This is a genomic window from Pseudomonas sp. GW821-FHT01D09 (assembly GCF_059422465.1).
On record NZ_JBWKWY010000022.1, the window covers coordinates 15,718 to 37,030 of the forward strand.

18 protein-coding genes and 1 tRNA gene are annotated in these 21,313 nt (G+C 60.8%); 12 read left to right on the forward strand and 7 right to left on the reverse strand.

Annotation, left to right across the window (positions count from 1 at the left end; all coding sequences use genetic code 11):
• The first annotated feature begins 111 nt into the window (after nt 1-111).
• Nucleotides 112-3,855, forward strand: coding sequence for an EAL domain-containing protein (locus AC07W7_RS18480; RefSeq protein ID WP_495039855.1), 3,744 nt, complete (start codon nt 112-114; stop codon nt 3,853-3,855).
• Nucleotides 3,856-3,870: 15 nt separating this feature from the next.
• Nucleotides 3,871-3,947: transfer RNA gene (locus AC07W7_RS18485), tRNA-Ile, on the forward strand.
• Between the two features lie 130 nt (nt 3,948-4,077).
• Here the strand turns inward: AC07W7_RS18485 and AC07W7_RS18490 are convergent.
• Nucleotides 4,078-4,527: a hypothetical protein gene (locus AC07W7_RS18490; protein WP_495039856.1), complete on the reverse strand. Its 450-nt coding sequence runs from the start codon at nt 4,525-4,527 to the stop codon at nt 4,078-4,080.
• A 258-nt stretch (nt 4,528-4,785) separates the two neighbouring features.
• Between AC07W7_RS18490 and AC07W7_RS18495 the strand changes: the two genes are divergently transcribed.
• The 9 genes from AC07W7_RS18495 (at nt 4,786) to pqqE (ending at nt 13,748) form a co-directional block, all read left to right on the forward strand.
• On the forward strand, nt 4,786-5,280 hold the full coding sequence (locus AC07W7_RS18495; protein WP_169901683.1) for an Lrp/AsnC family transcriptional regulator: 495 nt from the start codon (nt 4,786-4,788) through the stop codon (nt 5,278-5,280).
• Between the two features lie 146 nt (nt 5,281-5,426).
• Nucleotides 5,427-7,118 carry a flavin monoamine oxidase family protein gene (locus AC07W7_RS18500; RefSeq protein ID WP_169953786.1) on the forward strand — a complete coding sequence of 564 codons (1,692 nt, stop codon included), beginning with the start codon at nt 5,427-5,429 and terminating at the stop codon, nt 7,116-7,118.
• 11 nt (nt 7,119-7,129) lie between these two features.
• Nucleotides 7,130-7,924, forward strand: a complete 795-nt coding sequence (locus AC07W7_RS18505; protein ID WP_076962248.1) for a carbon-nitrogen hydrolase family protein — start codon at nt 7,130-7,132, stop codon at nt 7,922-7,924.
• Between the two features lie 50 nt (nt 7,925-7,974).
• Nucleotides 7,975-10,371: a pyrroloquinoline quinone biosynthesis protein PqqF gene (gene pqqF / locus AC07W7_RS18510; protein ID WP_495039857.1), complete on the forward strand. Its 2,397-nt coding sequence runs from the start codon at nt 7,975-7,977 to the stop codon at nt 10,369-10,371.
• Between the two features lie 157 nt (nt 10,372-10,528).
• Nucleotides 10,529-10,603 carry a pyrroloquinoline quinone precursor peptide PqqA gene (pqqA, locus tag AC07W7_RS18515; RefSeq protein WP_003194766.1) on the forward strand — a complete coding sequence of 25 codons (75 nt, stop codon included), beginning with the start codon at nt 10,529-10,531 and terminating at the stop codon, nt 10,601-10,603.
• Between the two features lie 75 nt (nt 10,604-10,678).
• Nucleotides 10,679-11,590 (forward strand): pyrroloquinoline quinone biosynthesis protein PqqB, encoded by a 912-nt coding sequence (gene pqqB, locus AC07W7_RS18520; RefSeq protein ID WP_495039858.1) that lies wholly within the window; start codon nt 10,679-10,681, stop codon nt 11,588-11,590.
• A 10-nt stretch (nt 11,591-11,600) separates the two neighbouring features.
• Entirely contained in the window at nt 11,601-12,353 is a 753-nt protein-coding gene (pqqC, locus tag AC07W7_RS18525) for a pyrroloquinoline-quinone synthase PqqC (protein WP_076962251.1), read from the forward strand.
• Nucleotides 12,350-12,625: a pyrroloquinoline quinone biosynthesis peptide chaperone PqqD gene (gene pqqD, locus AC07W7_RS18530; RefSeq protein ID WP_038443890.1), complete on the forward strand. Its 276-nt coding sequence runs from the start codon at nt 12,350-12,352 to the stop codon at nt 12,623-12,625. Before pqqC ends, pqqD begins: the two co-directional genes overlap by 4 nt.
• Nucleotides 12,597-13,748: a pyrroloquinoline quinone biosynthesis protein PqqE gene (gene pqqE / locus AC07W7_RS18535; RefSeq protein ID WP_495039859.1), complete on the forward strand. Its 1,152-nt coding sequence runs from the start codon at nt 12,597-12,599 to the stop codon at nt 13,746-13,748. The genes pqqD and pqqE overlap by 29 nt, the downstream gene beginning before the upstream one ends.
• A 4-nt stretch (nt 13,749-13,752) precedes the next feature.
• Here pqqE and AC07W7_RS18540 read toward each other — a convergent pair whose 3' ends face one another.
• The 4 genes from AC07W7_RS18540 to AC07W7_RS18555 all read right to left on the reverse strand — a co-directional run bounded on the left by AC07W7_RS18540 (nt 13,753) and on the right by AC07W7_RS18555 (nt 16,185).
• Nucleotides 13,753-13,911, reverse strand: coding sequence for a YqaE/Pmp3 family membrane protein (locus AC07W7_RS18540; RefSeq protein WP_076962254.1), 159 nt, complete (start codon nt 13,909-13,911; stop codon nt 13,753-13,755).
• A gap of 97 nt (nt 13,912-14,008) precedes the next feature.
• Complete coding sequence (locus tag AC07W7_RS18545; RefSeq protein ID WP_076962255.1) at nt 14,009-14,329, reverse strand: helix-turn-helix domain-containing protein; 321 nt, start codon at nt 14,327-14,329, stop codon at nt 14,009-14,011.
• Nucleotides 14,313-14,678, reverse strand: coding sequence for a type II toxin-antitoxin system RelE/ParE family toxin (locus tag AC07W7_RS18550; RefSeq protein WP_495039860.1), 366 nt, complete (start codon nt 14,676-14,678; stop codon nt 14,313-14,315). The genes AC07W7_RS18545 and AC07W7_RS18550 overlap by 17 nt, the downstream gene beginning before the upstream one ends.
• 235 nt (nt 14,679-14,913) lie before the next feature.
• Nucleotides 14,914-16,185, reverse strand: a complete 1,272-nt coding sequence (locus tag AC07W7_RS18555) for an aspartate aminotransferase family protein (RefSeq protein ID WP_495039861.1) — start codon at nt 16,183-16,185, stop codon at nt 14,914-14,916.
• A gap of 206 nt (nt 16,186-16,391) precedes the next feature.
• Between AC07W7_RS18555 and AC07W7_RS18560 the strand changes: the two genes are divergently transcribed.
• Nucleotides 16,392-17,312, forward strand: a complete 921-nt coding sequence (locus AC07W7_RS18560) for a LysR family transcriptional regulator (RefSeq protein ID WP_197882435.1) — start codon at nt 16,392-16,394, stop codon at nt 17,310-17,312.
• Between the two features lie 227 nt (nt 17,313-17,539).
• On the opposite strand, the gene AC07W7_RS18565 is transcribed toward AC07W7_RS18560, so the two are convergent.
• Nucleotides 17,540-19,318, reverse strand: a complete 1,779-nt coding sequence (locus AC07W7_RS18565) for an acyl-CoA dehydrogenase C-terminal domain-containing protein (RefSeq protein WP_099168685.1) — start codon at nt 19,316-19,318, stop codon at nt 17,540-17,542.
• A gap of 131 nt (nt 19,319-19,449) precedes the next feature.
• A complete protein-coding gene (locus tag AC07W7_RS18570; RefSeq protein ID WP_495039862.1) occupies nt 19,450-21,234 on the reverse strand; it encodes an acyl-CoA dehydrogenase C-terminal domain-containing protein in 1,785 nt (594 codons plus the stop codon).
• Nucleotides 21,235-21,313 lie beyond the last annotated feature (79 nt).

Below are 21,313 nucleotides of genomic sequence, written 5' to 3' on the forward strand. Positions count from 1 at the left end.
AGGCCCTGGCCTGGGGGTTTTGCTTTGTGCAGATTAAATCCTCCCCGCTTCACTCCCCCTCGCAATGCCCGTCTACACTCGAAACATTCCCCGTGCCATAACGAGACCGTTATGCCCAGACTGCCGGCCGTGCTACTGCTGTCGCTGCTGACCTGGACCGCAACGGCTGGCGCGTTGACTCTCACAGATGAAGAGCATGGCTGGTTGGCGGCCCACCCCGAGTTGCGCCTTGGCGTTGATGCCTCATGGCCGCCGTTTGAGTATCGTGATGAAGAAGGCCGCTACCAGGGCCTGGCCGCTGACTATGTACGACTGATCCAGGAACGTCTGGGCATCAAGATCAAATTGATCGAGCCCGCCAACTGGAGCGCGCTCCTGGAGCAGGCCAAGAACAACCAGCTCGACCTGTTGCCGGGCATCATGTCCACCCCGGAGCGCCAGGGTTTCTTGGCATTTTCCCGGCCTTACCTCGACTTTCCCATCGTCATTCTCGCCCACGAAGGCGGTGCCCAGCCCCGCGCCCTCAAGGACTTGTATGGGCTGAAGATCGCCGTGGTGGAGAACTACGCGCCCCACGAGCTGCTGCGTACCCACCATCCCGACCTGAACCTGGTAGCACTGCCCAACGTCAGCTCGACCTTGCAGGCCCTGGCCACCGATGAGGTGGACGCCGTTGTCGGGGACCTGGCCTCCAGTGTCTGGAGCCTGCGCCAACTCAAGCTCGACGGTTTATATGTCAGTGGCGAAACGCCTTATCGCTACCAACTGGCAATGGGCGTGCCCCAAGAAAACAAAATGCTGATTGGCATCCTGGATAAAGTCCTCGCCGACCTCAGCCTCAGCGAAGTTGACGAGATCCAGGAGCGCTGGGTCGGCAATGTCATCGATCACCGGACCTTCTGGAGCGACTTGCTGCTCTACGGCCTGCCTGCCGTACTGCTGCTGAGTACCGTGCTGGCCATCGTCATTCGGATCAACCGCCGGCTCAGTTCGGAAATTTCCCGCCGGGTGGCCCTCGAACAAGAACTGCGCAGCAGCGAATACCACTACCGGGGGCTGGTGGAAAGCCTGTCCGCCATCGCCTGGGAAGCGGACATCAGCGACTTCACCTACAGCTATGTGTCACCCCATGCCGAGGAACTCCTGGGCTACCCCCGTGCTCACTGGCTGATCCCCGGTTTCTGGCGCAACATCATCCACCCCGCCGACCTGACCCGCGCCGATACCTTCTGCCAGCGGGAAACCCACGCCCACCGTGATCACAGCATCGATTACCGGGTGATCACTGCCGATGGCCGTTGCCTGTGGGTCAGGGACATTGTCAGCCTGATCAAACATGGGCATGAGCCCGTCATGCGTGGCCTGATGATCGATATCAGCGAAGCCAAGCGCACCGAGGAAGCGCTGCAGCTCTCGCAAGAGAAGTTTGCCTCGGTGTTCCAACAATGCCCGGACATATTGGTGATCGCCCGCCTGTCCGATGGCTGCCTGCTGGAGGTCAACAAAGCCTTCGAGGACCAGATTGGCCTGAGCGCCGCAGACGTCATCGGCAAGACCGCCACCGAGCTGAACATCTGGGGCATCCCGGGAGTGGGCCCCAACCTGCTCAAGCGCGTGCAGAGCAGCAGCATCCGCAACCTGGAGATGCCGTTCCTGCGCAGTAACGGCCAGGCGTTTATCGGGCTGATTTCTGCCGAACCCTTCCAGCTCGATACCATCGAAGCGCTAGTGGTCGTGGTACGGGATATCACCCAGCTCAAAGAAACCCAGCAACGGCTGCAAACCTCCGAAGAGAAATTCGCCAAAGCCTTCCACGCCTCGCCCGACGGCTTATTGCTGACTCGCCAGCACGATGGCCTGCTGCTGGAGGTCAACGAAGGCTTTAGCCGCATCACCGGTTTCAACAGTGCGATGTCCCTGGACCAATCGACCCTGGACCTGGGGATCTGGGTGGACTTGAATGAACGCAAGCACATGCTCGACCTGCTGCAGCGCGACGGCCTGGTGCGTGATTTCGTCTGCCATATCCGCCGCAGTGACGGGCAGATCCGCCTGTGCGAAGTGTCCAGTCGCCCACTGCCCATCGGGGATGACGACTGCATGCTGACCATCGCTCGCGACATTACCGAGCGCCAGTTGATGCAGGAAAAACTGCAACAGGCCGCGACGGTTTTCGAGAGCACCGCCGAAGGCGTCTTGATCACCGACACCCAGCAGAACATCAGCGCGGTCAACCGCGCCTTCAGCGAAATCACCGGCTACAGCGAAGCCGAAGCCCTGGGCCATACCCCGCGCCTGCTGGCTTCTGGCATGCACGACAGCGCATTCTACGCAGCTATGTGGCATCAACTGACCGCCAACGGCCACTGGCAAGGCGAGATCTCCAACCGGCGCAAGAACGGCGAGCTGTATCCCAGCTGGTTGACCATCAGCGCCGTGCGCAACCACGAGCAGTCCATCACCCACTTCGTGGCGGTATTTGCCGACATCTCCAGCCTCAAACACGCCCAGGCGCGGCTCGACTACCAGGCGCACCACGACCCACTCACCGGCCTGCCCAACCGCACCCTGTTTGAAAACCGCCTGCAGACCGCCCTCAACAACCAACAGGAAACCGGCAGCCAGGGCGCAGTGCTGTTTCTCGACCTCGACCGCTTCAAACACATCAACGACAGCCTCGGCCACCCGATTGGCGACCTGCTGCTCAAAGACATCGCCTTGCGCCTCAAGGAACAACTGCGCGATATCGACACCGTGGCGCGCCTGGGCGGTGACGAATTCATCATCCTGCTGCCCGGCCTGCAACAAGCCAGCGACGCCCAGCACCTGGCCAATAAACTACTGGCCTGCTTCACCCTGCCCTTCCAGGCGGGCGAACACGAGTTCTTTATCAGCGCCAGCATCGGCACCAGCTTTTACCCACAGGATGGCATTGACGTCGCCACCCTGGTCAAAAACGCCGATGCCGCCATGTACCGCTCCAAGGCCAAGGGCCGCAACCGGGTCGAACGCTACACCCAGGACCTGACCGCCCAGGCCAACGAGCGCGTCGCCCTCGAACACGAACTGCGCCGGGCCATGGAACGCGAAGAATTGTTTCTGTATTACCAGCCGAAGTGGAGCCTGGAAACCCAACAGCTGATCGGTGCCGAAGCCCTGCTGCGCTGGCGCCATCCCACCTTTGGCGACGTGCCTCCCGAACACTTCATCGCCCTGGCCGAAGAGAACGGCATGATCCTGCAAATCGGCGACTGGGTCCTGGAACAGGCTTGTCGGCAACTGCATCAGTGGCGCAAGACCTATGACGACTTTGGCCCGCTCTCCGTCAACCTCGCCGGCGCCCAACTGCGCCACCCCAACCTGCTGGGGCGCATCGAGCAACTGCTGCGCGACAACCGCCTGCAACCCAATTGCCTGCAACTGGAGATCACCGAGAACTTCATCATGAGCCAGGCCGAAGAAGCTCTGGAGGTGCTGCATAAACTCAAGCGCCTGGGCGTACAACTGGCCATCGACGACTTCGGCACCGGCTATTCATCCTTGAGCTACCTCAAGCGCCTGCCCCTGGACTTCCTGAAAATCGACCAGTCCTTCGTCCGCGGCCTGCCAGACGACCCCCACGACGCCGCCATCGTGCGCGCCATCATTGCCCTGGGCCACAGCATGCAATTCACCATCATCGCCGAAGGCGTGGAAACCCCCGCCCAGCAAGCCTTCCTCGCCGACGAAGGCTGCGAACAGATGCAAGGCTACATCGTCAGCCTGCCCCTGCCTCCCGACATATTCGCCGCGACCTTCCTTCACATGACCCATTCGGATTTTTCGGATAGCACAGTGGAGAAACCATCGTTATAATCCGCGACCTACTGAGGGCCTATAGCTCAGTTGGTTAGAGCAGGGGACTCATAATCCCTTGGTCGTAGGTTCGAGTCCTACTGGGCCCACCACATTGAAAGCCGCGCACTGCGCGGCTTTTTTGTTTCTGGAGGCTGGAAATCCAAGGGGCTGGTCGCTAACTCTCAGGGCCTACATTCAGCGCGCAGGGCATACATGCCGCCAAGCCATGGAGAGGCCTGACTACTGGGACACACCAACATATTCGTCCCTCCACTTTGCGAAGTCGGAGCGAGTCTTATAAATAACGCCATCAACTATATAAGCCCCTCTGGTAACTTCGCCAGGAAAATCAATAATAAACGCAAACCTTAAGCTATAGCTTTCTGACGATTGATGGCGATATCTCTCTTCTTCAGAAAGATCCATAATGTATTTTTTATTTTCACCAGGTCGTTTTTTTGAAAACGATTCCCAGTCGATGGCAACTCCATCTGGATTAATTATTCGATACCTTTCTGGCTGACTATCAAAATCCCACATAATAAACGCACCATTCGGACCGTCAGCAACATTGCGAACAATACCAATCACATCTGGCCGCAAAATATTATTGTTTGCCTTATTCTTCGGCTCCAGCAGTGTAAACCTATGATAATCAATAAAAATCTCAACCAATGCTTTAGTACTCATGACGGACTCCATCAATTAGACTTTTAAACTTGAGTCTAAAATGCACCTTCCCCCCCAGCAACTGTGAAAACTAACAGGGCGCAATAATTATTTTGAATATTTGCCATAACCCTCAGGAATTACGACTTTGAATATTCCTGGTGCACTCGCCGCTGAATAATTTTCGGTGTAGCGCACGCGCAGGACTCGAAGATCTTTTTTGATCTAGTCGGCCAACGCGTTAACGAATGCTCCCCCCGTGAAATACGAGCCTGTAACATGCCCCAACCGCCACCCGCATCGGAGCCGCACTTGTCCATCCCCCGCCCGCCCCTCCTCGATGAAATCGACCGTCAACTAATCGCCGCCTTGCAGCTCAACGCCCGCGAAAGCGTGGCCATGCTCGCTCGCCAACTGGGGATTGCCCGCACCACCGTGACCTCGCGCCTGGCGCGCCTGGAAAAGACCCAGGTGATCACTGGCTATGGCGTGCGTCTTGGCCAGCGCGTGGTGGATGGCGGGTTGCAGGCGTATGTGGGGATCACGGTGCAACCGCGCTCCGGTAAGGAAGTGCTGCGTCGCCTCAGCGCCATGGCCCAGGTCCAGCAGTTGTGTGCGGTCAGTGGGGAGTTTGACTATGTGGCCTGGCTGCGCACCGATTCGCCGGAGCAGTTGGATCAACTGTTGGACCAGATCGGCAGTGTCGATGGGGTAGAAAAGACCACCACCTCGATCATCCTCAGTAACAAATTGGATCGTGGCCAGCCAATCTGACCGCCAATTTCGTCATTTCGACTGAAAACAATTCAATCCGACGACACATTGCGTCTTATTAACGAGCGCTACGCTCCCTAGAATGGCTGCCATCTTTTCCTATACTCCACGGGTCGTGCCCCGTGCAGTTGCCAGCAAGGTCAGCCATGAACGCCACTAACAAGAACAATCGCCACCCTGCAGACGGTAAAAAACCCATCACCATCTTTGGCCCGGACTTCCCGTTCGCCTTCGATGACTGGATCGAACACCCGGCTGGCTTGGGCAGTATTCCCGCCGCCCACCATGGTGCCGAAGTGGCGATTGTCGGCGCGGGTATTGCCGGGCTGGTGGCCGCCTACGAGCTGATGAAGCTCGGCCTCAAGCCAGTGGTGTACGAGGCCTCGAAAATGGGCGGGCGCCTGCGCTCCCAGGCTTTTGAAGGGGCCGAAGGCATCATCGCCGAACTGGGCGGTATGCGCTTCCCGGTGTCGTCGACGGCGTTCTACCACTATGTGGACAAGCTGGGCCTGGAGACCAAGCCCTTCCCCAACCCGTTGACGCCGGCCTCCGGCAGTACCGTGATCGATCTGGAAGGCCAGACCCATTACGCACAGAAACTCGCCGACCTTCCTGCACTGTTCCAGGAAGTGGCTGACGCCTGGGCCGATGCCCTGGAAGCCGGCTCGCAGTTCAGCGATATCCAGCAAGCCATCCGCGACCGCGATGTGCCACGCCTCAAGGCGCTGTGGAATACCCTGGTGCCGCTGTGGGACGACCGCACGTTCTACGACTTCGTCGCCACGTCCAAGGCATTCGCCAAGCTGTCGTTCCATCACCGCGAAGTGTTCGGCCAGGTGGGCTTCGGCACCGGTGGCTGGGACTCGGACTTCCCCAACTCGATGCTGGAAATCTTCCGCGTGGTGATGACCAACTGCGACGACCACCAGCACCTGGTGGTCGGTGGCGTGGCCCAGGTGCCCATGGGTATCTGGCGCCATGTGCCAGAGCGTTGCGCCCATTGGCCAGCCGGCACCAGCCTCAGTTCCCTGCACCACGGCGCGCCACGGGCCGGGGTCAAGCGTATAGCCCATGCCGCCGACGGGCGTTTTGCGGTCACCGACAATTACGGCGACACCCGGGAATACGCCGCCGTGCTGACCACCTGCCAGAGCTGGCTGCTGACCACCCAGATCGAATGCGACGAAAGCCTGTTCTCACAAAAAATGTGGATGGCCCTGGACCGCACGCGCTATATGCAGTCGTCGAAAACCTTTGTCATGGTCGACCGACCGTTCTGGAAGGACAAAGACCCGGAAACCGGCCGCGACCTGATGAGCATGACCCTCACCGACCGCCTGACCCGCGGCACCTACCTGTTCGACAACGGCGACGACAAGCCGGGGGTCATTTGCCTGTCTTACTCGTGGATGAGCGACGCCCTGAAAATGCTGCCGCAGCCCATCGATAAACGGGTGAAGCTGGCCCTTGATGCGCTGAAAAAAATCTACCCGAAAGTCGATATCAAGGCGCGCATCATTGGCGACCCGATCACGGTTTCCTGGGAGGCCGACCCGCACTTCCTCGGCGCGTTCAAGGGCGCGTTGCCGGGCCACTACCGCTATAACCAGCGCATGTACGCGCACTTTATGCAAAAGGATATGCCGGCCGAGCAGCGCGGGATTTTCATCGCTGGCGACGACGTATCCTGGACCCCAGCCTGGGTCGAAGGCGCAGTGCAGACCTCGCTGAACGCGGTTTGGGGCATCATGACCCACTTCGGTGGTAGCACCCACCCGCAAAACCCGGGGCCGGGGGATGTGTTCGATGAGATCGGCCCTATCGCCCTGGCCGAATAAGGAGCCAAGCCATGCGTGTCGCCCTGTACCAATGCCCGCCATTGCCGCTGGATGTGGCCGGCAATCTCAAGCGCCTGCATACCGTCGCCCATGAAGCGTCCGACGCAGATGTGCTGGTGCTGCCGGAGATGTTCCTCACCGGCTACAACATCGGTGTTGAAGCCGTGGGCGCGCTGGCCGAAGCGCAGGATGGGCAATCGGCACAAACCATTGCCGAACTGGCTCAGAACGCGGGCCTGGCAATTCTGTACGGCTACCCGGAGCGGGCCGAAGATGGGCAGATCTACAATGCCGTGCAACTGATCGACGCCAGGGGCCAGCGCCTGTGCAACTACCGCAAGACGCACCTGTTCGGCGACCTTGATCACTCGATGTTCAGCGCCGGCGGCGATGAGCTCCCCATCGTCGAGTTGAACGGCTGGAAGCTGGGGTTCCTTATCTGCTACGACCTGGAGTTCCCGGAAAACACCCGGCGCCTGGCCCTGGCCGGTGCCGAGCTGATCCTGGTGCCGACGGCCAACATGGTGCCCTTCGACTTCGTCGCCGATGTTACCGTGCGGGCACGGGCCTTTGAAAACCAGTGTTATGTGGCCTACGCCAACTATTGCGGGCATGAAGACCAGATCCAGTATTGCGGGCAAAGCAGCATCGCCGCGCCGAATGGCCAACGCGTTGCCCAGGCGGGGCTGGATGAGGCGCTGATCGTCGCCACCCTCGACCGCCAGGTGATACACAACGCGCAAGCGGCCAATCACTACCTGGCAGACCGGCGCCCCGAGCTTTACGCAGCGCTGCATAAGCACTGATCAGCGCGCTTTGCGCTAGCATAGGCACTTCCTACGTTCTGGAAGTGCTCATGCCTGTGCCGGCCCACCCTCATCATTTGCAACTGACCCTGGCCAATGGCCTGCGGGTTTCCCTGCGTCATGCCCCACGTCTCAAGCGCTGTGCAGCGGCCTTGCGGGTAGCGGCCGGCAGCCATGACGCGCCGTTGGCCTGGCCGGGGCTGGCACATTTTCTTGAGCACCTGCTGTTTCTCGGCACCGAGGCTTTTCCTGCAACTGAGGGTTTGATGGCCTACGTGCAGCGCCACGGTGGGCAGGTCAACGCCAGCACGCGCGAACGCACCACCGACTTCTTCTTTGAAGTGCCCACCCCGGTGTTTGGCGACGCGCTACAGCGCCTGGGCGATATGCTTGCTCATCCGCGCCTGGCCATGGACGAGCAACTGCGCGAGCGTGAGGTGTTACAAGCAGAGTTTATCGCCTGGTCACAGGATGCCGAGGCACAGCATCAGGTGGCGATCCTCCAAGGCCTCGCTGCCGGGCATCCGTTGCGGGGGTTTCATGCGGGCAATCGTGACAGCCTGCCGGTGCCACGGGAGGACTTCCAACAAGGGCTGCGAGGGTTCTATCAGGACTTCTATCAAAGCGGGCAAATGACCTTGAGCCTTGCCGGCCCACAGTCGCTGCAAGAGCTGCAAGCCTTGGCCCAGCACTTTGCCGATAGCCTGCGGGCAGGCCCGCGACGCCCGCAGCAGGCACCGCCGGCATTGATGGGCGACGATAACCATCGCTATCAATACCTCCATAAGCAGCAACTGCATCACCTCATTGCCTGCAACGCGCCCCGCGAAGCCCTGGAGTTCCTCTGCACCTGGCTGAATGCCACGGCCCCCGGTGGTTTGCTCGCCGAGTTGCAAGCACGGAGCTGGGCAAGCGCGCTGCACGCCAGGGTGCTGTACCTGTTCGCCGGGCAGGCGCTGCTGGATATCGGATTCACCCTGCAACCCCAGGGTTCGCAGCAGCCCCAAGCAATCGAAGGGCTCTTAAATGACTGGTTGCGCTTTTTCGCCGACAGCGACTGGACTGGGCTGCGCGAAGAGTATGCCCTGCTGATCGACCGCCAGCGGCAAATCAGTGGCGCCTTGGCCCTGGCCCGCCAGGACAGTGAAAACCTCGCAACGCAGGTGTCCGAGCCGCATTTCCAAGCCCTCAAGAGCCTGCTGAACACGCTGCAATCGGCGCCCGCACAACAGGCCTGGCAACTGCCGCCGGGTAATCCATTCCTGCAACAAGCCCCCCAGAAACAGCGCCCCGGACTGATTCGCGGCCAGACCAGCGCCCATCGCGGCTTGCGGACCTTTGCCCAGGATCGCTCCCGTGGCCGGCGCGAACTGCCAGGCCTGTCGTTCAGCCAAGCGTTACCCGCCGATAGCGACGAAGGCGCCCTTTACCTACGCTGGCAACTGAACTCGCCCGCGCCTTGCCTGGGCAACCCCCTGCAAGCGCTGCAGACCAACGCCCGCCAGGCCGGCGTGGAATTATCCTTTGAAGCCGCAGGCAATGACTGGCTGCTGAAAATGAGCGGGCTGCATGAACCGATGCCCGCCATCGTCGAGCAACTGGCACGCGACCTGACCCAGCCCGACCTTTGGCAACAGGCGCCCAGCAGTCCGCCGCCACAGATGGCCATTCGCGAGTTGCTCAAGGCATTGCCAACCTGCATGGCCGACACCGGGCGCAGCGCGGATGTCAGCGCGTCACCCGACCTCTGGGCCACCGCCCGCTGGCAAGGCCTGGGCATGGGCCTGCCGGCGGCGTGCGAAATGGCGATCAACAATGCGGCGGCACGTCTGCCCGGACAATGTGCCGAGAGTGGACATATAACCCAGCCCATCAACGGCCAGCATCGCTGGCAAACCGTAGCAACCGACGGCAACGAAGCCGCCTTGCTGCTGTTTTGCCCGGCACCGAGCCAGTCCCTCGCCGACGAGGCCGACTGGCGATTGCTCGCACACCTGGCCCAGACCCCGTTTTACCAGCGCCTACGCGTCGAGTTGCAAGTGGGCTACGCCGTATTCAGCGGTATCCGACAACTCAATGGGCAAACCGGCCTACTGTTTGGCGTGCAGTCGCCCAATGTGGCGCTTGCAGGAGTGCTCGACTCTATCCTGGCCTTTCTCAAGCAACTGCCCGCCTTGATCAAGGGCAGCGAAGACCTGGGCAACACGCCCCTGGCCCAGCAGTTTTCGCCACAGACACTGCCCACCACCCAAGCCGCCGAACTGCTCTGGCAGGCACACTTGGCCGGGCATGGCGCGGACTATCTTGAGCCACTGCAACAGTTGATCCAGACCCGCACACGCCAGCACCTGATCGATGCGGCGCAGCGCCTCAACCAGGCCGCTGGCGGCTGGCAATGCCTGGCCAATGGCGCAAGCAGTGGGCGCTTTCCAGTAAGACAGCGTTGATCGTTGCCGATGTTGCAACAGGCTTTTTCCACCAAGACAGCGCTAGCTTGAGGAGAAATGCGTAATATTGCGCCACACATCTGAACATCTCCGCCTGGAGATGGACTATATGTATTACTTGGTAGTAATCGCCCCATCCCTTAGTAGGAGTATGAATATGACGTGGTCCAAACCTGCTTACACTGATCTGCGTATCGGTTTTGAAGTCACCATGTACTTCGCCAGCCGCTGATTGCTTTTGTATTGCAATGCAACGCCTCGGCTCGCCGGGGCGTTTTTATTTTGAGTCTTGTGTGAAGGAGCGGCGATGTTTGTCCAGATTCTAGGTTCTGCCGCCGGTGGTGGTTTCCCGCAGTGGAACTGCAACTGTGTGAACTGCGCCGGTTTTCGCGATGGCAGCCTGCGGGCCCAGGCCCGCACCCAATCGTCCATCGCCCTGTCCGACGATGGCGTGAACTGGGTGCTGTGCAACGCCTCGCCGGATATCCGCGCGCAACTGCAAGGTTTTGCACCGATGCAACCCAGCCGCGCACTGCGCGATAGCGGGATCAGTGCAATCATCTTGATGGACAGCCAGATCGACCACACCACCGGCCTGCTCAGCTTGCGCGAAGGCTGCCCGCACCAGGTGTGGTGCACCGATATGGTCCATGAAGACCTGAGCACCGGTTTCCCGTTGTTTAGCATGTTGGCCCACTGGAATGGCGGCCTGGATTGGCAGCGCATCGAGCTGGATACCCGCTTCACCATTCCCGCCTGCCCCAACCTGCGCTTCACCCCGCTGCCGCTGCGCAGTGCCGCGCCACCCTACTCGCCCCATCGGTTCGACCCACACCCCGGTGACAATATCGGCTTGATCGTCGAAGACCTGCGCACCGGCGGCAAGCTGTTCTACGCCCCCGGCCTGGGCAAGGTGGACGCGCCGCTGTTGGAAATCATGGCCGACAGCGACTGCCTGCTGGTGGACGGTACGATGTGGGATGACGATGAAATGCAGCGCCGTGGCGTCGGCACCCGCACCGGCCGCGAAATGGGCCACCTGGCACAGAACGGCCCCGGCGGCATGCTGGAAGTGCTGGAGCAACTGCCCCGGCAGCGCAAAGTGCTTATCCACATCAACAACACCAACCCGATCCTCGACGAAGACTCCGCCGAGCGCGCCGAGTTGGCGCGGCGCAATGTAGAAGTAGCCTACGACGGCATGAGCATTGAACTGTAGGAGAGCCCCAATGACCGATACACCGCTGAGCCCCGCCGACTTTGAACAGGCCTTGCGGGCCAAGGGCGCCTTCTACCATATCCATCACCCCTACCACGTGGCGATGTATGACGGCCGGGCCACCCGCGAGCAGATCCAGGGCTGGGTCGCCAACCGCTTCTACTACCAGGTGAACATTCCGCTGAAGGACGCCGCGATCCTGGCCAACTGCCCGGACCGGGAAATCCGCCGCGAGTGGATCCAGCGCCTGCTCGACCATGACGGCGCCCCCGGCGAAGACGGCGGCATCGAAGCCTGGCTGCGCCTGGGCCAGGCCGTGGGCCTGGACCCGGATCAACTGCGCTCCCAGGAACTGGTGCTACCCGGCGTGCGGTTTGCCGTCGATGCCTACGTCAATTTCGCCCGCCGGGCCAGTTGGCAGGAAGCCGCCAGCAGCTCACTGACTGAGCTGTTCGCCCCGCAGATCCACCAATCTCGCCTCGACAGCTGGCCCCAGCATTACCCGTGGATCGACCCCGCCGGCTACGAGTATTTCCGCACCCGCCTGGGCCAGGCCCGGCGTGATGTCGAGCACGGGCTGGCGATCACCTTGGCGCACTACACCACCCGCGCCGGCCAGGAGCGGATGCTGGAGATTCTCCAGTTCAAACTGGACATCCTGTGGAGCATGCTCGATGCCATGAGCATGGCCTACGAACTGAACCGCCCGCCTTATCACAGCGTGACCGCGCAGCGGGTCTGGCATAAAGGGATCACCCTATGAGTTTCGATCGCAGCAAAAAACCAGCGTGGCGCCAGGGCTATCGCTACCAATACGAGCCGGCGCAAAAGGGCCATGTGTTGCTGTACCCCGAAGGCATGATCAAGCTCAACGACAGTGCCGCGTTGATTGGTGGCTTGATCGACGGTGAGCGCAGTGTGGCGGCGATCATTGGCGAGCTGGAGCAGCAATTCCCCGGCGTGCCCGAACTCGGGGAAGACATCGAGCAATTCATGGAGGTCGCACGTGCAGAGCACTGGATCGAACTTGCCTGACAAGCCCGAGATTGGCCTGCCGCTATGGTTGCTCGCCGAGCTGACCTACCGCTGCCCGCTGCAGTGCCCGTATTGCTCCAACCCGCTGGACTTCGCCGAACAAGGCAAGGAGTTGAGCACCGAACAGTGGATCAAGGTGTTTCGCGAGGCCCGGGAGATGGGTGCGGCACAACTGGGGTTTTCCGGCGGTGAGCCGCTAGTGCGCCAGGACCTTGCCGAGCTGATCAGTGAAGCCCGCAAGCTGGGGTTCTATACCAACCTGATCACCTCCGGCATCGGCCTGACCGAGCAAAAGATCAGCGATTTCAAGAAAGCCGGCCTGGACCATATCCAGATCAGCTTCCAGGCCAGCGACGAACAGGTGAACAACCTGCTGGCCGGCTCCAAAAAAGCCTTCGCGCAGAAGCTGGAAATGGCCCGGGCGGTCAAAGCCCATGGCTATCCGATGGTGCTGAACTTCGTCACTCATAGACACAATATCGACCAGATCGACCGCATCATCGAGCTGTGTATCGCCCTGGAAGCAGACTTTGTCGAGCTCGCCACCTGCCAGTTCTATGGCTGGGCCCAACTCAACCGCGTTGGCCTGCTACCCACCCAGGCACAACTGACCCGCGCCGAGCACATCACCAACGAATACCGCGCCAAGCTGCAAGCCGAAGGCCACCCCTGCAAGCTGATCTTTGTCACACCGGACTACTACGAGGAACGCCCGAAGGCCTGTATGAATGGCTGGGGCAGTATCTTTCTGACAGTCACTCCAGACGGCACCGCCCTACCTTGTCACGGTGCCCGACAGATGCCGGTGCAGTTTCCCAATGTGCGCGACCACAGCATGCAGCACATCTGGTACGACTCGTTTGGCTTCAACCGCTTTCGCGGCTACGACTGGATGCCCGAGCCATGCCGCTCGTGCGACGAGAAAGAAAAGGACTTCGGCGGCTGCCGCTGCCAGGCGTTTATGCTGACCGGCGACGCCAGCAACGCCGACCCGGTGTGCAGCAAATCCGCCGATCACGGCATCATCCTCAATGCCCGCCACGAAGCCGAGCACGCCACGCAGACCATCGAGCAACTGGCCTTTCGCAATGAGCGCAACTCGCGGCTGATCGCCAAAGGCTGACGGCTCAGCGCTTGGCGATAATGTACACCGCATGCACGATGCCCGGGATGTAGCCACACAGGGTCAACAGGAGATTCAGCCAGAACGCGCCGGCGAAGCCCACTTGCAGGAACACACCCAATGGCGGGACCAGGATGGCGATGATGATACGAATGAAGTCCATGGGTCAGCTCCAAAAAATCGGCTCGTGTGAGCCGTACAGCTAATCGACCCTGGCCGCGCGTGAGGGTTCAGTGGAATCTGGCACCGGGCCATCCTCCTCAGGCGAGGATCTCCAACCCGTGCTTTTGCACGATGCTCAGCAACTTGAGCGCCATGCCGCTGGGCTGCTTCTCGCCGGATTCCCATTGCTTGACTGTCGAGGCGCTAGTGTTCAGGTAGCGGGCGAACACTGGCTGGCTGACATGGCTACGTTCGCGCAGCTGCTTGATCTGGGCGGCAGGTATCTGCGCCGGCACAGGCGCAATGCATAGCTCATCGAACTCCCGAAGGGTGGTCTTGCTGATGGCACCGATCGAATGCAGCGCGCTGGCCGATTGGTGAATGGATTCCAGCGCTTCACTTTCATATTTTTTGCTCATGATGTATCTCCACAAACTCCCTGAGATCCAGTAATTGCTGGATCTGTATTTCGTTCAAGCCTTCATAGGCCTTTGCCAATGCCCTAAACCCAGCCAATTCCTTGTGGCTGATATTGCTTTGATCTTGCTTGGCGAACAGAAACTGATAAACCCAGTAATGCCTGCCCTTTGCCAAAACGATGGAACGATGCCGGTTGTGATTGAGGCGTTTCTTCCAGACTCCAGCGCCCAAGTTATCCGCCTGGCCCCTGAGCATTTCGCCAAATGCCTCTCCCAATTGCGAATCGCCGATCCAGGCTTTGCTGGCGGCATCAGCAAAATGCCGGCTTTTGAACAGTCTGAGCTTCATAGGCATCCCTTCCCCAAAAACATACCACTCAGTGGTAGACATTAGAAATAGGGCACACACAAAAATCTCTGCACCCTACCGGCACTCCCTGCCGGCGCCCGCTAAAAAGCCATTTTTTTCGACGGATCTCAAGCCTCCTTTTCAATCCAAAAATGACACACAAAAAAAACGCCCCCAGCCAAAAGAATCAGGCTGGAGGCGCCGCGTATACCGCGAGACGGTTCAGGAATAAGGATTAAACAGCGATGCCCTTGCGGCATTGCAATTGGGCGGTGCGCACGCGGGAAAACGCACGGGCCAGACGCAGTAGCATTTCGTCAATATTGCTCTTGCTTAACGTCAGCGCCGGGGTAAAGCGCAGGCAGTCGGGTTGGGGGGCATTAAGGATCAGGCCTTCATACAGTGCCGCCTTTACCACGGCATCCGCCGAATCATCTGACAAACTCAGGCCCCACAACAGGCCCTGGCCCCGCAGCTCGCCCTGGCCATAGCGGTGGGCAAGGCGCGCCAGGCCTTCGCCCAGGTACTGGCCGGTATCACGCACGTGTTCGAGGAAGCCGTGCCCCAGCACACTATCGAGCACAGCAACGCCGGCTGCCGCCATCAGGGCATTGCCGTGATGGGTGCCTTCCAGCTCACCGGGTTCAAAGCAGCAGGCTGTGCCGCGGGCCAGCAGCGCAGCCAATGGCACTCCGCCGCCCAGGCCTTTGCCCAGGGCCACGATGTCGGCGCGCACGCCGTAGTGTTGTTCGGCCAGCAAGGTAGCGCAACGGCCCATCCCGGTCTGCACTTCGTCAAGGATCAGCAGAATGCCCAGCTCTCGGCACAGCCGCTCCACCCCCTTGAGGTAATGCTCGGTGGCCGGAATGACGCCGGCGTCGCCCTGGATCGGCTCCAGCATAATCGCCACGGTTTGCGCGTCGACGGCGGCATGCAAGGCCGGCAGATCGTTGAACGGTACGTGGCAGAAGCCCGGCAGTTGCGGCTCGAAACAATTGTCACCAGAAGCCGCCCGTGTCGCCAGGCTGCGGCCGTGGCAAGCGTGGCTGGCGGTGATGATGCGATAGGCGCCGCCACGATGCCGTTGGCCCCACTTGCGCGCCAGCTTGATGGCCGCCTCGCAGGCTTCTGCCCCGCTGTTAAGCAGGTAGGCCTGGTCGCTGCCGGTGCTGTGGCACAGGCGGTCTACCAGGTTCAGTTGGCTGCGGTTGTGCAGCCCTATGCCAGGGTTGATCAGCGCCTGCGCCTGGTCGGCCAGCGCGCGCACCAGCACCGAAGGGCTGTGGCCAAGGCTGTTGGCAGCGCCGCCCTGGGTAAAGTCCAGGTAGGCACGGCCTTCGCTGTCCCACAACCAGGAACCCTGGCCACGAACGAAGACCTGAGGTGGCCGGGCCACGGTGGGCATCAGGGATTGGCTGGAAAACTCATCGCACAGCATCGGGGTTTTCGCGTCCAGGAGCAGATCATCCAGGCTCGGTGCCGGGCGACGCAGGTTGAACAGGTTCATGCCTGCACACCCCGCAGGGTGTTGGCAACCCTGGATTGGCGGGAGTCCGGTCTGTCGTTTTTTGCCTTGCCTATACAAACACCATCGCTGTAAACGGTATTCATCGCGCTTTCTGGCCCTGTAAGCCTTGTGAATAGGCGCTAGACTAGGCGCCTTGGGGGCGTTCAGCCATTTCGATTTTGCAGCTTTTTCGATAAGCGTTACTTATGGATTTTAAGCAACTGCGTTATTTCGTCGCGGTCTACGAAGAGGGCCATGTCGGCCGGGCTGCTGAGCGCCTGTCGATCTCCCAGCCGGCGCTGTCGCAGCAGATCCGCCAGTTGGAGCAGCACCTGGACGTGAGCCTGTTCGAGCGCAGCAGCAAGCGCCTGCTGCCAACCCTGGCCGCACACACCTTGTACAACCACGCCCTGCCATTGCTCGATGGCATGCAGCAAGCCGTCGAGGCCCTGCGCCACTTCAAGGGCCAGGCCCTGCGTACCCTGGCCATCGGCGTGCTGCAAACCGTGCATACCAGCCTGGTGCCGCAAATGCTGGAGCGGGTACGCAAAGCCCAGCCGCACCTGGTGGTGCAGATCTACGAGTTGACGGGCCTGGAGATCGAACGCCGCCTGCTCAATGGCTCGCTGGACATTGGCATCAGTTACTTGCCGGCACGCCAACCCGGGTTGCACGGTGTGTTGCTGTATGAAGATGAACTGAAAGTGGTCATCCCGGCTGACCATCCCTTGCGTGAATTCAAGAAGGTCTCCCTCAAGCAAGCAGCGGAGCTGCCCATGCTGCTGTTGGGAGAAGAGTTCCAGGTCCGGCAGATTTGGCAGGCGCAGCTGGCAAACCTGGGACGCCGGCCACAGGTCCAGGCGGAGCTCAATACCATGGTGGGGATTCTCGACAGCCTGCCCCATACCCGCCTGGCGACAGTTCTTCCCGGCCGCTCGCAGGACGAACACAGCAGCCAGGCGCTGCTATGGAAGCCCTTGAGTGAGCCACGGGTGCCGCTGAAAGTGGGGTTGGTGTGCCGCGATGTACAACGCCAACAAGCGACGCTGGCGTTGCTGCGCACTTTGCTCGAAGACGTGATGAATGGTCCACATGGGCCGGTGGCCATGGTAGACGGGCTGGCCTGAACTTTTTCGCGCCCAATAAGAAAACCCCGCCGAAGCGGGGCTTTGCAGACTGTTTCCCTGACATCCATTTCACTCCGCCATCCTGGCAGAATCCTACGTGTCCCTGTTGTTGCTTTGCGCTTCCTGCGCGACGTCCATGTGAAGTAGATTAGCTGTGGATCCAATCTGGCGATAGAGGACGATTAGCAGCACGTCATGTAAGAGAATGCTTACACGCCCTCCTTGGCTTAGAACTGCGCTTCATCCAGCAGGAACAGCGATTCACTACCGGCCTTCACCGAGGCGCTCAGGGAGTGGATGCGCGGCAACAGGCGGGCAAAGTAGAAGCGCGCCGTCCCCAGCTTGCTGGCGTAGAAGTCTTCCTCGGCCTCTTTGCCCAAGGCAGCCTTGGCCATCAGCGCCCACATATAGGCATAGGCCATATAGCCAAAGGCATGCAGATATTCCACCGAGGCCGCGCCGATTTCATTCGGGTTGGTCTTGGCGCGGTCCAGGACCCAGGCAGTCAAGGTGTCGAGCTCGTCCACCGCCGCACTCAGCGGCTGGGTGAACTCGGCCAGGTCACTGCTGGCAGTGGCGATGAAATGGCGGATCTCATCGGCAAACAGGGTGTAGAACGCCCCGCCGCTGCCAACGATCTTGCGCCCCATCAAGTCCAGCGCCTGGATGCCGTTGGTGCCTTCGTAGATCTGGGTGATGCGCACATCCCGCACCAACTGCTCCTGGCCCCACTCGCGGATATAGCCATGGCCGCCGAAAATCTGCTGGCCGTGCACGGTGGTTTCCAAACCCAGGTCGGTGAGGAACGCCTTGGAGACCGGGGTCAGCAGCGCCACCAGGTCATCCGCGCGCTTGCGGGTCGCGGCGTCTTCGCTGAACTTGGCGGTGTCCAGTTGCATCGCCACATAAGTGGAAAACGCCCGGCCGCCTTCGTTTGCCGCCTTCATGGTCAGCAACATGCGACGTACGTCGGGGTGGTTGATGATCGGGTCGGCGATCTTGTCCTTGGCCTTGGGGCCGGTCGGCGAACGGCTTTGCAGACGGTCACGGGCATATTCGACAGCGTTCTGATAAGAGCGCTCGCCGGTCGCCAGGCCCTGGATACCGACACCCAGGCGCTCATAGTTCATCATGGTGAACATCGCCGCCAGGCCACGGTTCGGCTCGCCGACCAGGTAGCCAACGGCTTCGTCGAAGTTCATTACACAGGTCGCGGAGGCCTGGATCCCCATCTTGTGTTCGATCGAGCCACAGCTCACCGGGTTGCGCGCGCCCAGGCTGCCATCGGCATTGACCATGAACTTGGGCACCAGGAACAACGAGATGCCCTTGGGACCGGCCGGGGCGTCAGGCAACTTGGCCAGCACCAGGTGGATGATGTTCTCGGTGAGGTCGTGTTCGCCACCGGTGATAAAAATCTTGGTGCCGCTGACCTTGTAGGAACCGTCCGCCTGCGGCTCGGCCTTGGTGCGGATAATCCCCAGGTCGGTGCCGGCATGGGGCTCGGTCAGGCACATGGAACCGGCCCACACGCCCGCGTACATATTCGGCAGGTAGGTGGCTTTAAGTTCGTCGCTGGCGTGGGTGTTGATCGACACGCAGGCGCCGGACGTCAGCATTGGATACAAGCCAAACGCCAGGCCCGAGGAGTTGATCATTTCTTCGACCTGGGCCGAGACCGCCTTGGGCATGCCCATGCCGCCGTAGGCCGGGTCGCCACCCACGCCCACCCAGCCGCCTTCGGCATAGGTCTTGTAGGCTTCGGGGAACCCGGCCGGGGTGGTGACCACGCCATTGTCCCAGCGGCAACCTTCCTCGTCGCCGCTGCGGCTCAACGGGGCGATGGTCTTGGCGGTGACTTTGCCGGCTTCCTCAAGGATCGCCTCGACCGTTTGCGCATCCACGGTCTCGGCCAGGGCCGGCAGTTGCGCCCACAGCTTGGCAACCTCGAATACTTCGTTGAGGACGAAGCGCATATCGCGCAGCGGCGCTTTGTAGTCAGCCATGGCAAACCTCGTAGGAACGTTAAAAGTGATTCGGTAGGATCGGTTTCACAGACCCTGAGTGTAACCGAACAACTTTTGTGACACATAGGGTCTGCTTGTGACCAATTGGTATTTCACAGTCACACCAACAGCTACAAGGCGAACAGCTCGGCGGGCAAACTCATCAGGCAATCACTGCCCGCCTCCACCGCCGCACGATGGGCACTGGAGCGCGGCAACAGGCGCTTGAAGTAAAACTCACAGGTCACCCGCTTGCCCCGGGCGTAATCCTCATCGCCACTGCCGGCATCCAACTGCGCCTGCGCCACCAGGGCCATGCGCAACCATAGGTAGGCGTGGATGATGTACCCGCTATACATCAAGTAATCCAGGGCTGCAGCACCGACTTCATCGGGGTTTTTCATCGCGGCCATGCCGACCTTGGTGGTCAGTTCGCCCCATTGCTGGTTCAGCTCATTGAGCTGCGCAACCTGGCCCTTGAATTGCGGGTGCTCACCATGGGCCGCACAGAACTTATGCACGATTTTGGTAAACCCGCGCAGCAACTTGCCCTGGCTGCCCAGCACCTTGCGCCCCAGCAAATCCAGGGCCTGGATGCCGTTGGTGCCTTCGTAGATCGGCGCGATCCGACAATCGCGCACCAACTGCTCCATGCCCCACTCACGGATAAAACCGTGGCCGCCAAATACCTGCATGCCGTGGTTGGTCACTTCCAGGCCGGTTTCGGTCATAAAGGCTTTGCAGATCGGCGTGAGGAACGCCAGCAGATCCTCGGCTTCCTGGCGTTGCTGCGGGTCGGCGCCCAGGTGCGCGGTGTCCAGCAGTTGCGCGGTGAAGTACGTCAGGGCGCGGTTACCTTCGTTGAAGGCTTTCATGGTCAGCAACATACGCCGCACATCGGGGTGCACGATGATCGGGTCTGCCGGTTTGTCCGGGGCCTTGGCGCCGCTCAGGGCGCGCATTTGCAGGCGGTCGTTGGCGTATTTGATCGCACCCTGGAAGCTCGCCTCCCCCAGGCACAGCCCCTGCATGCCCGTGCCCAGGCGCGCATGGTTCATCATGGTGAACATACAGTTGAGGCCCTTGTTGGCCTCGCCGATCAGGTAGCCCTCGGCACCATCGAAATTCAGCACACAGGTGGCCGAGGCCTTGATCCCCATCTTATGCTCGATGGAGCCGCAACTGACCCCATTGCGCGCCCCGCCCTCGGCGAGGAACTTGGGCACGATAAACAGCGAAATCCCCTTGGTGCCAGCGGGCGCATCCGGCAACTTGGCCAACACCAGGTGGATGATGTTTTCACTCATGTCGTGCTCGCCGGCCGAGATGAAGATCTTGCTGCCGGTCACCGCGTAGCTGCCATTGGCCTGGGGCACGGCGCGGGTCTTGATAAGGCCCAGGTCAGTGCCGCAATGGGCTTCGGTCAGGCACATGGTGCCCGTCCACTGGCCGGCGGTGAGTTTGGTCAGGTAGGTGTCTTTCTGCTCGGCGGTGCCGTGGGCGTGGATCGCCGACATGGCGCCATGGGTCAGGCCGGGGTACATGCCCCAGGAGGTGTTGCTGGAGCCGATCATCTCGCTGAGCACCAAGCCCAGGGACAACGGCAAGCCCTGCCCGCCGTAGGCCGGATCCGCCGCCAGCCCATGCCAGCCGCCTTCGACGTATTGCGCGAAGGCCTCCTTGAAGCCTTTGGGGGTGGTCACCACGCCCTTGTCGAAATGGCAGCCTTCTTCATCCCCCGGGCGATTCAACGGTGCAAGCACGTTCTCGCAGAACCTGGCGCCTTCTTCGAGGATCGCACTGACCATGTCCGGGCTGGCCTCGGTGGCGCCCAGTGCCGCGTAGTGCGCAGGGAAATCAAACACGTGATCGATCAGAAAGCGCATGTCGCGCAGGGGGGCTTTATAGGCAGGCATGGGGAGGTCTCCGGCAGCAGATGGCTTAAACCTACTGGCGCCGGTGGCCCCGGACAATCACTGTACAGGCGCTGAATAC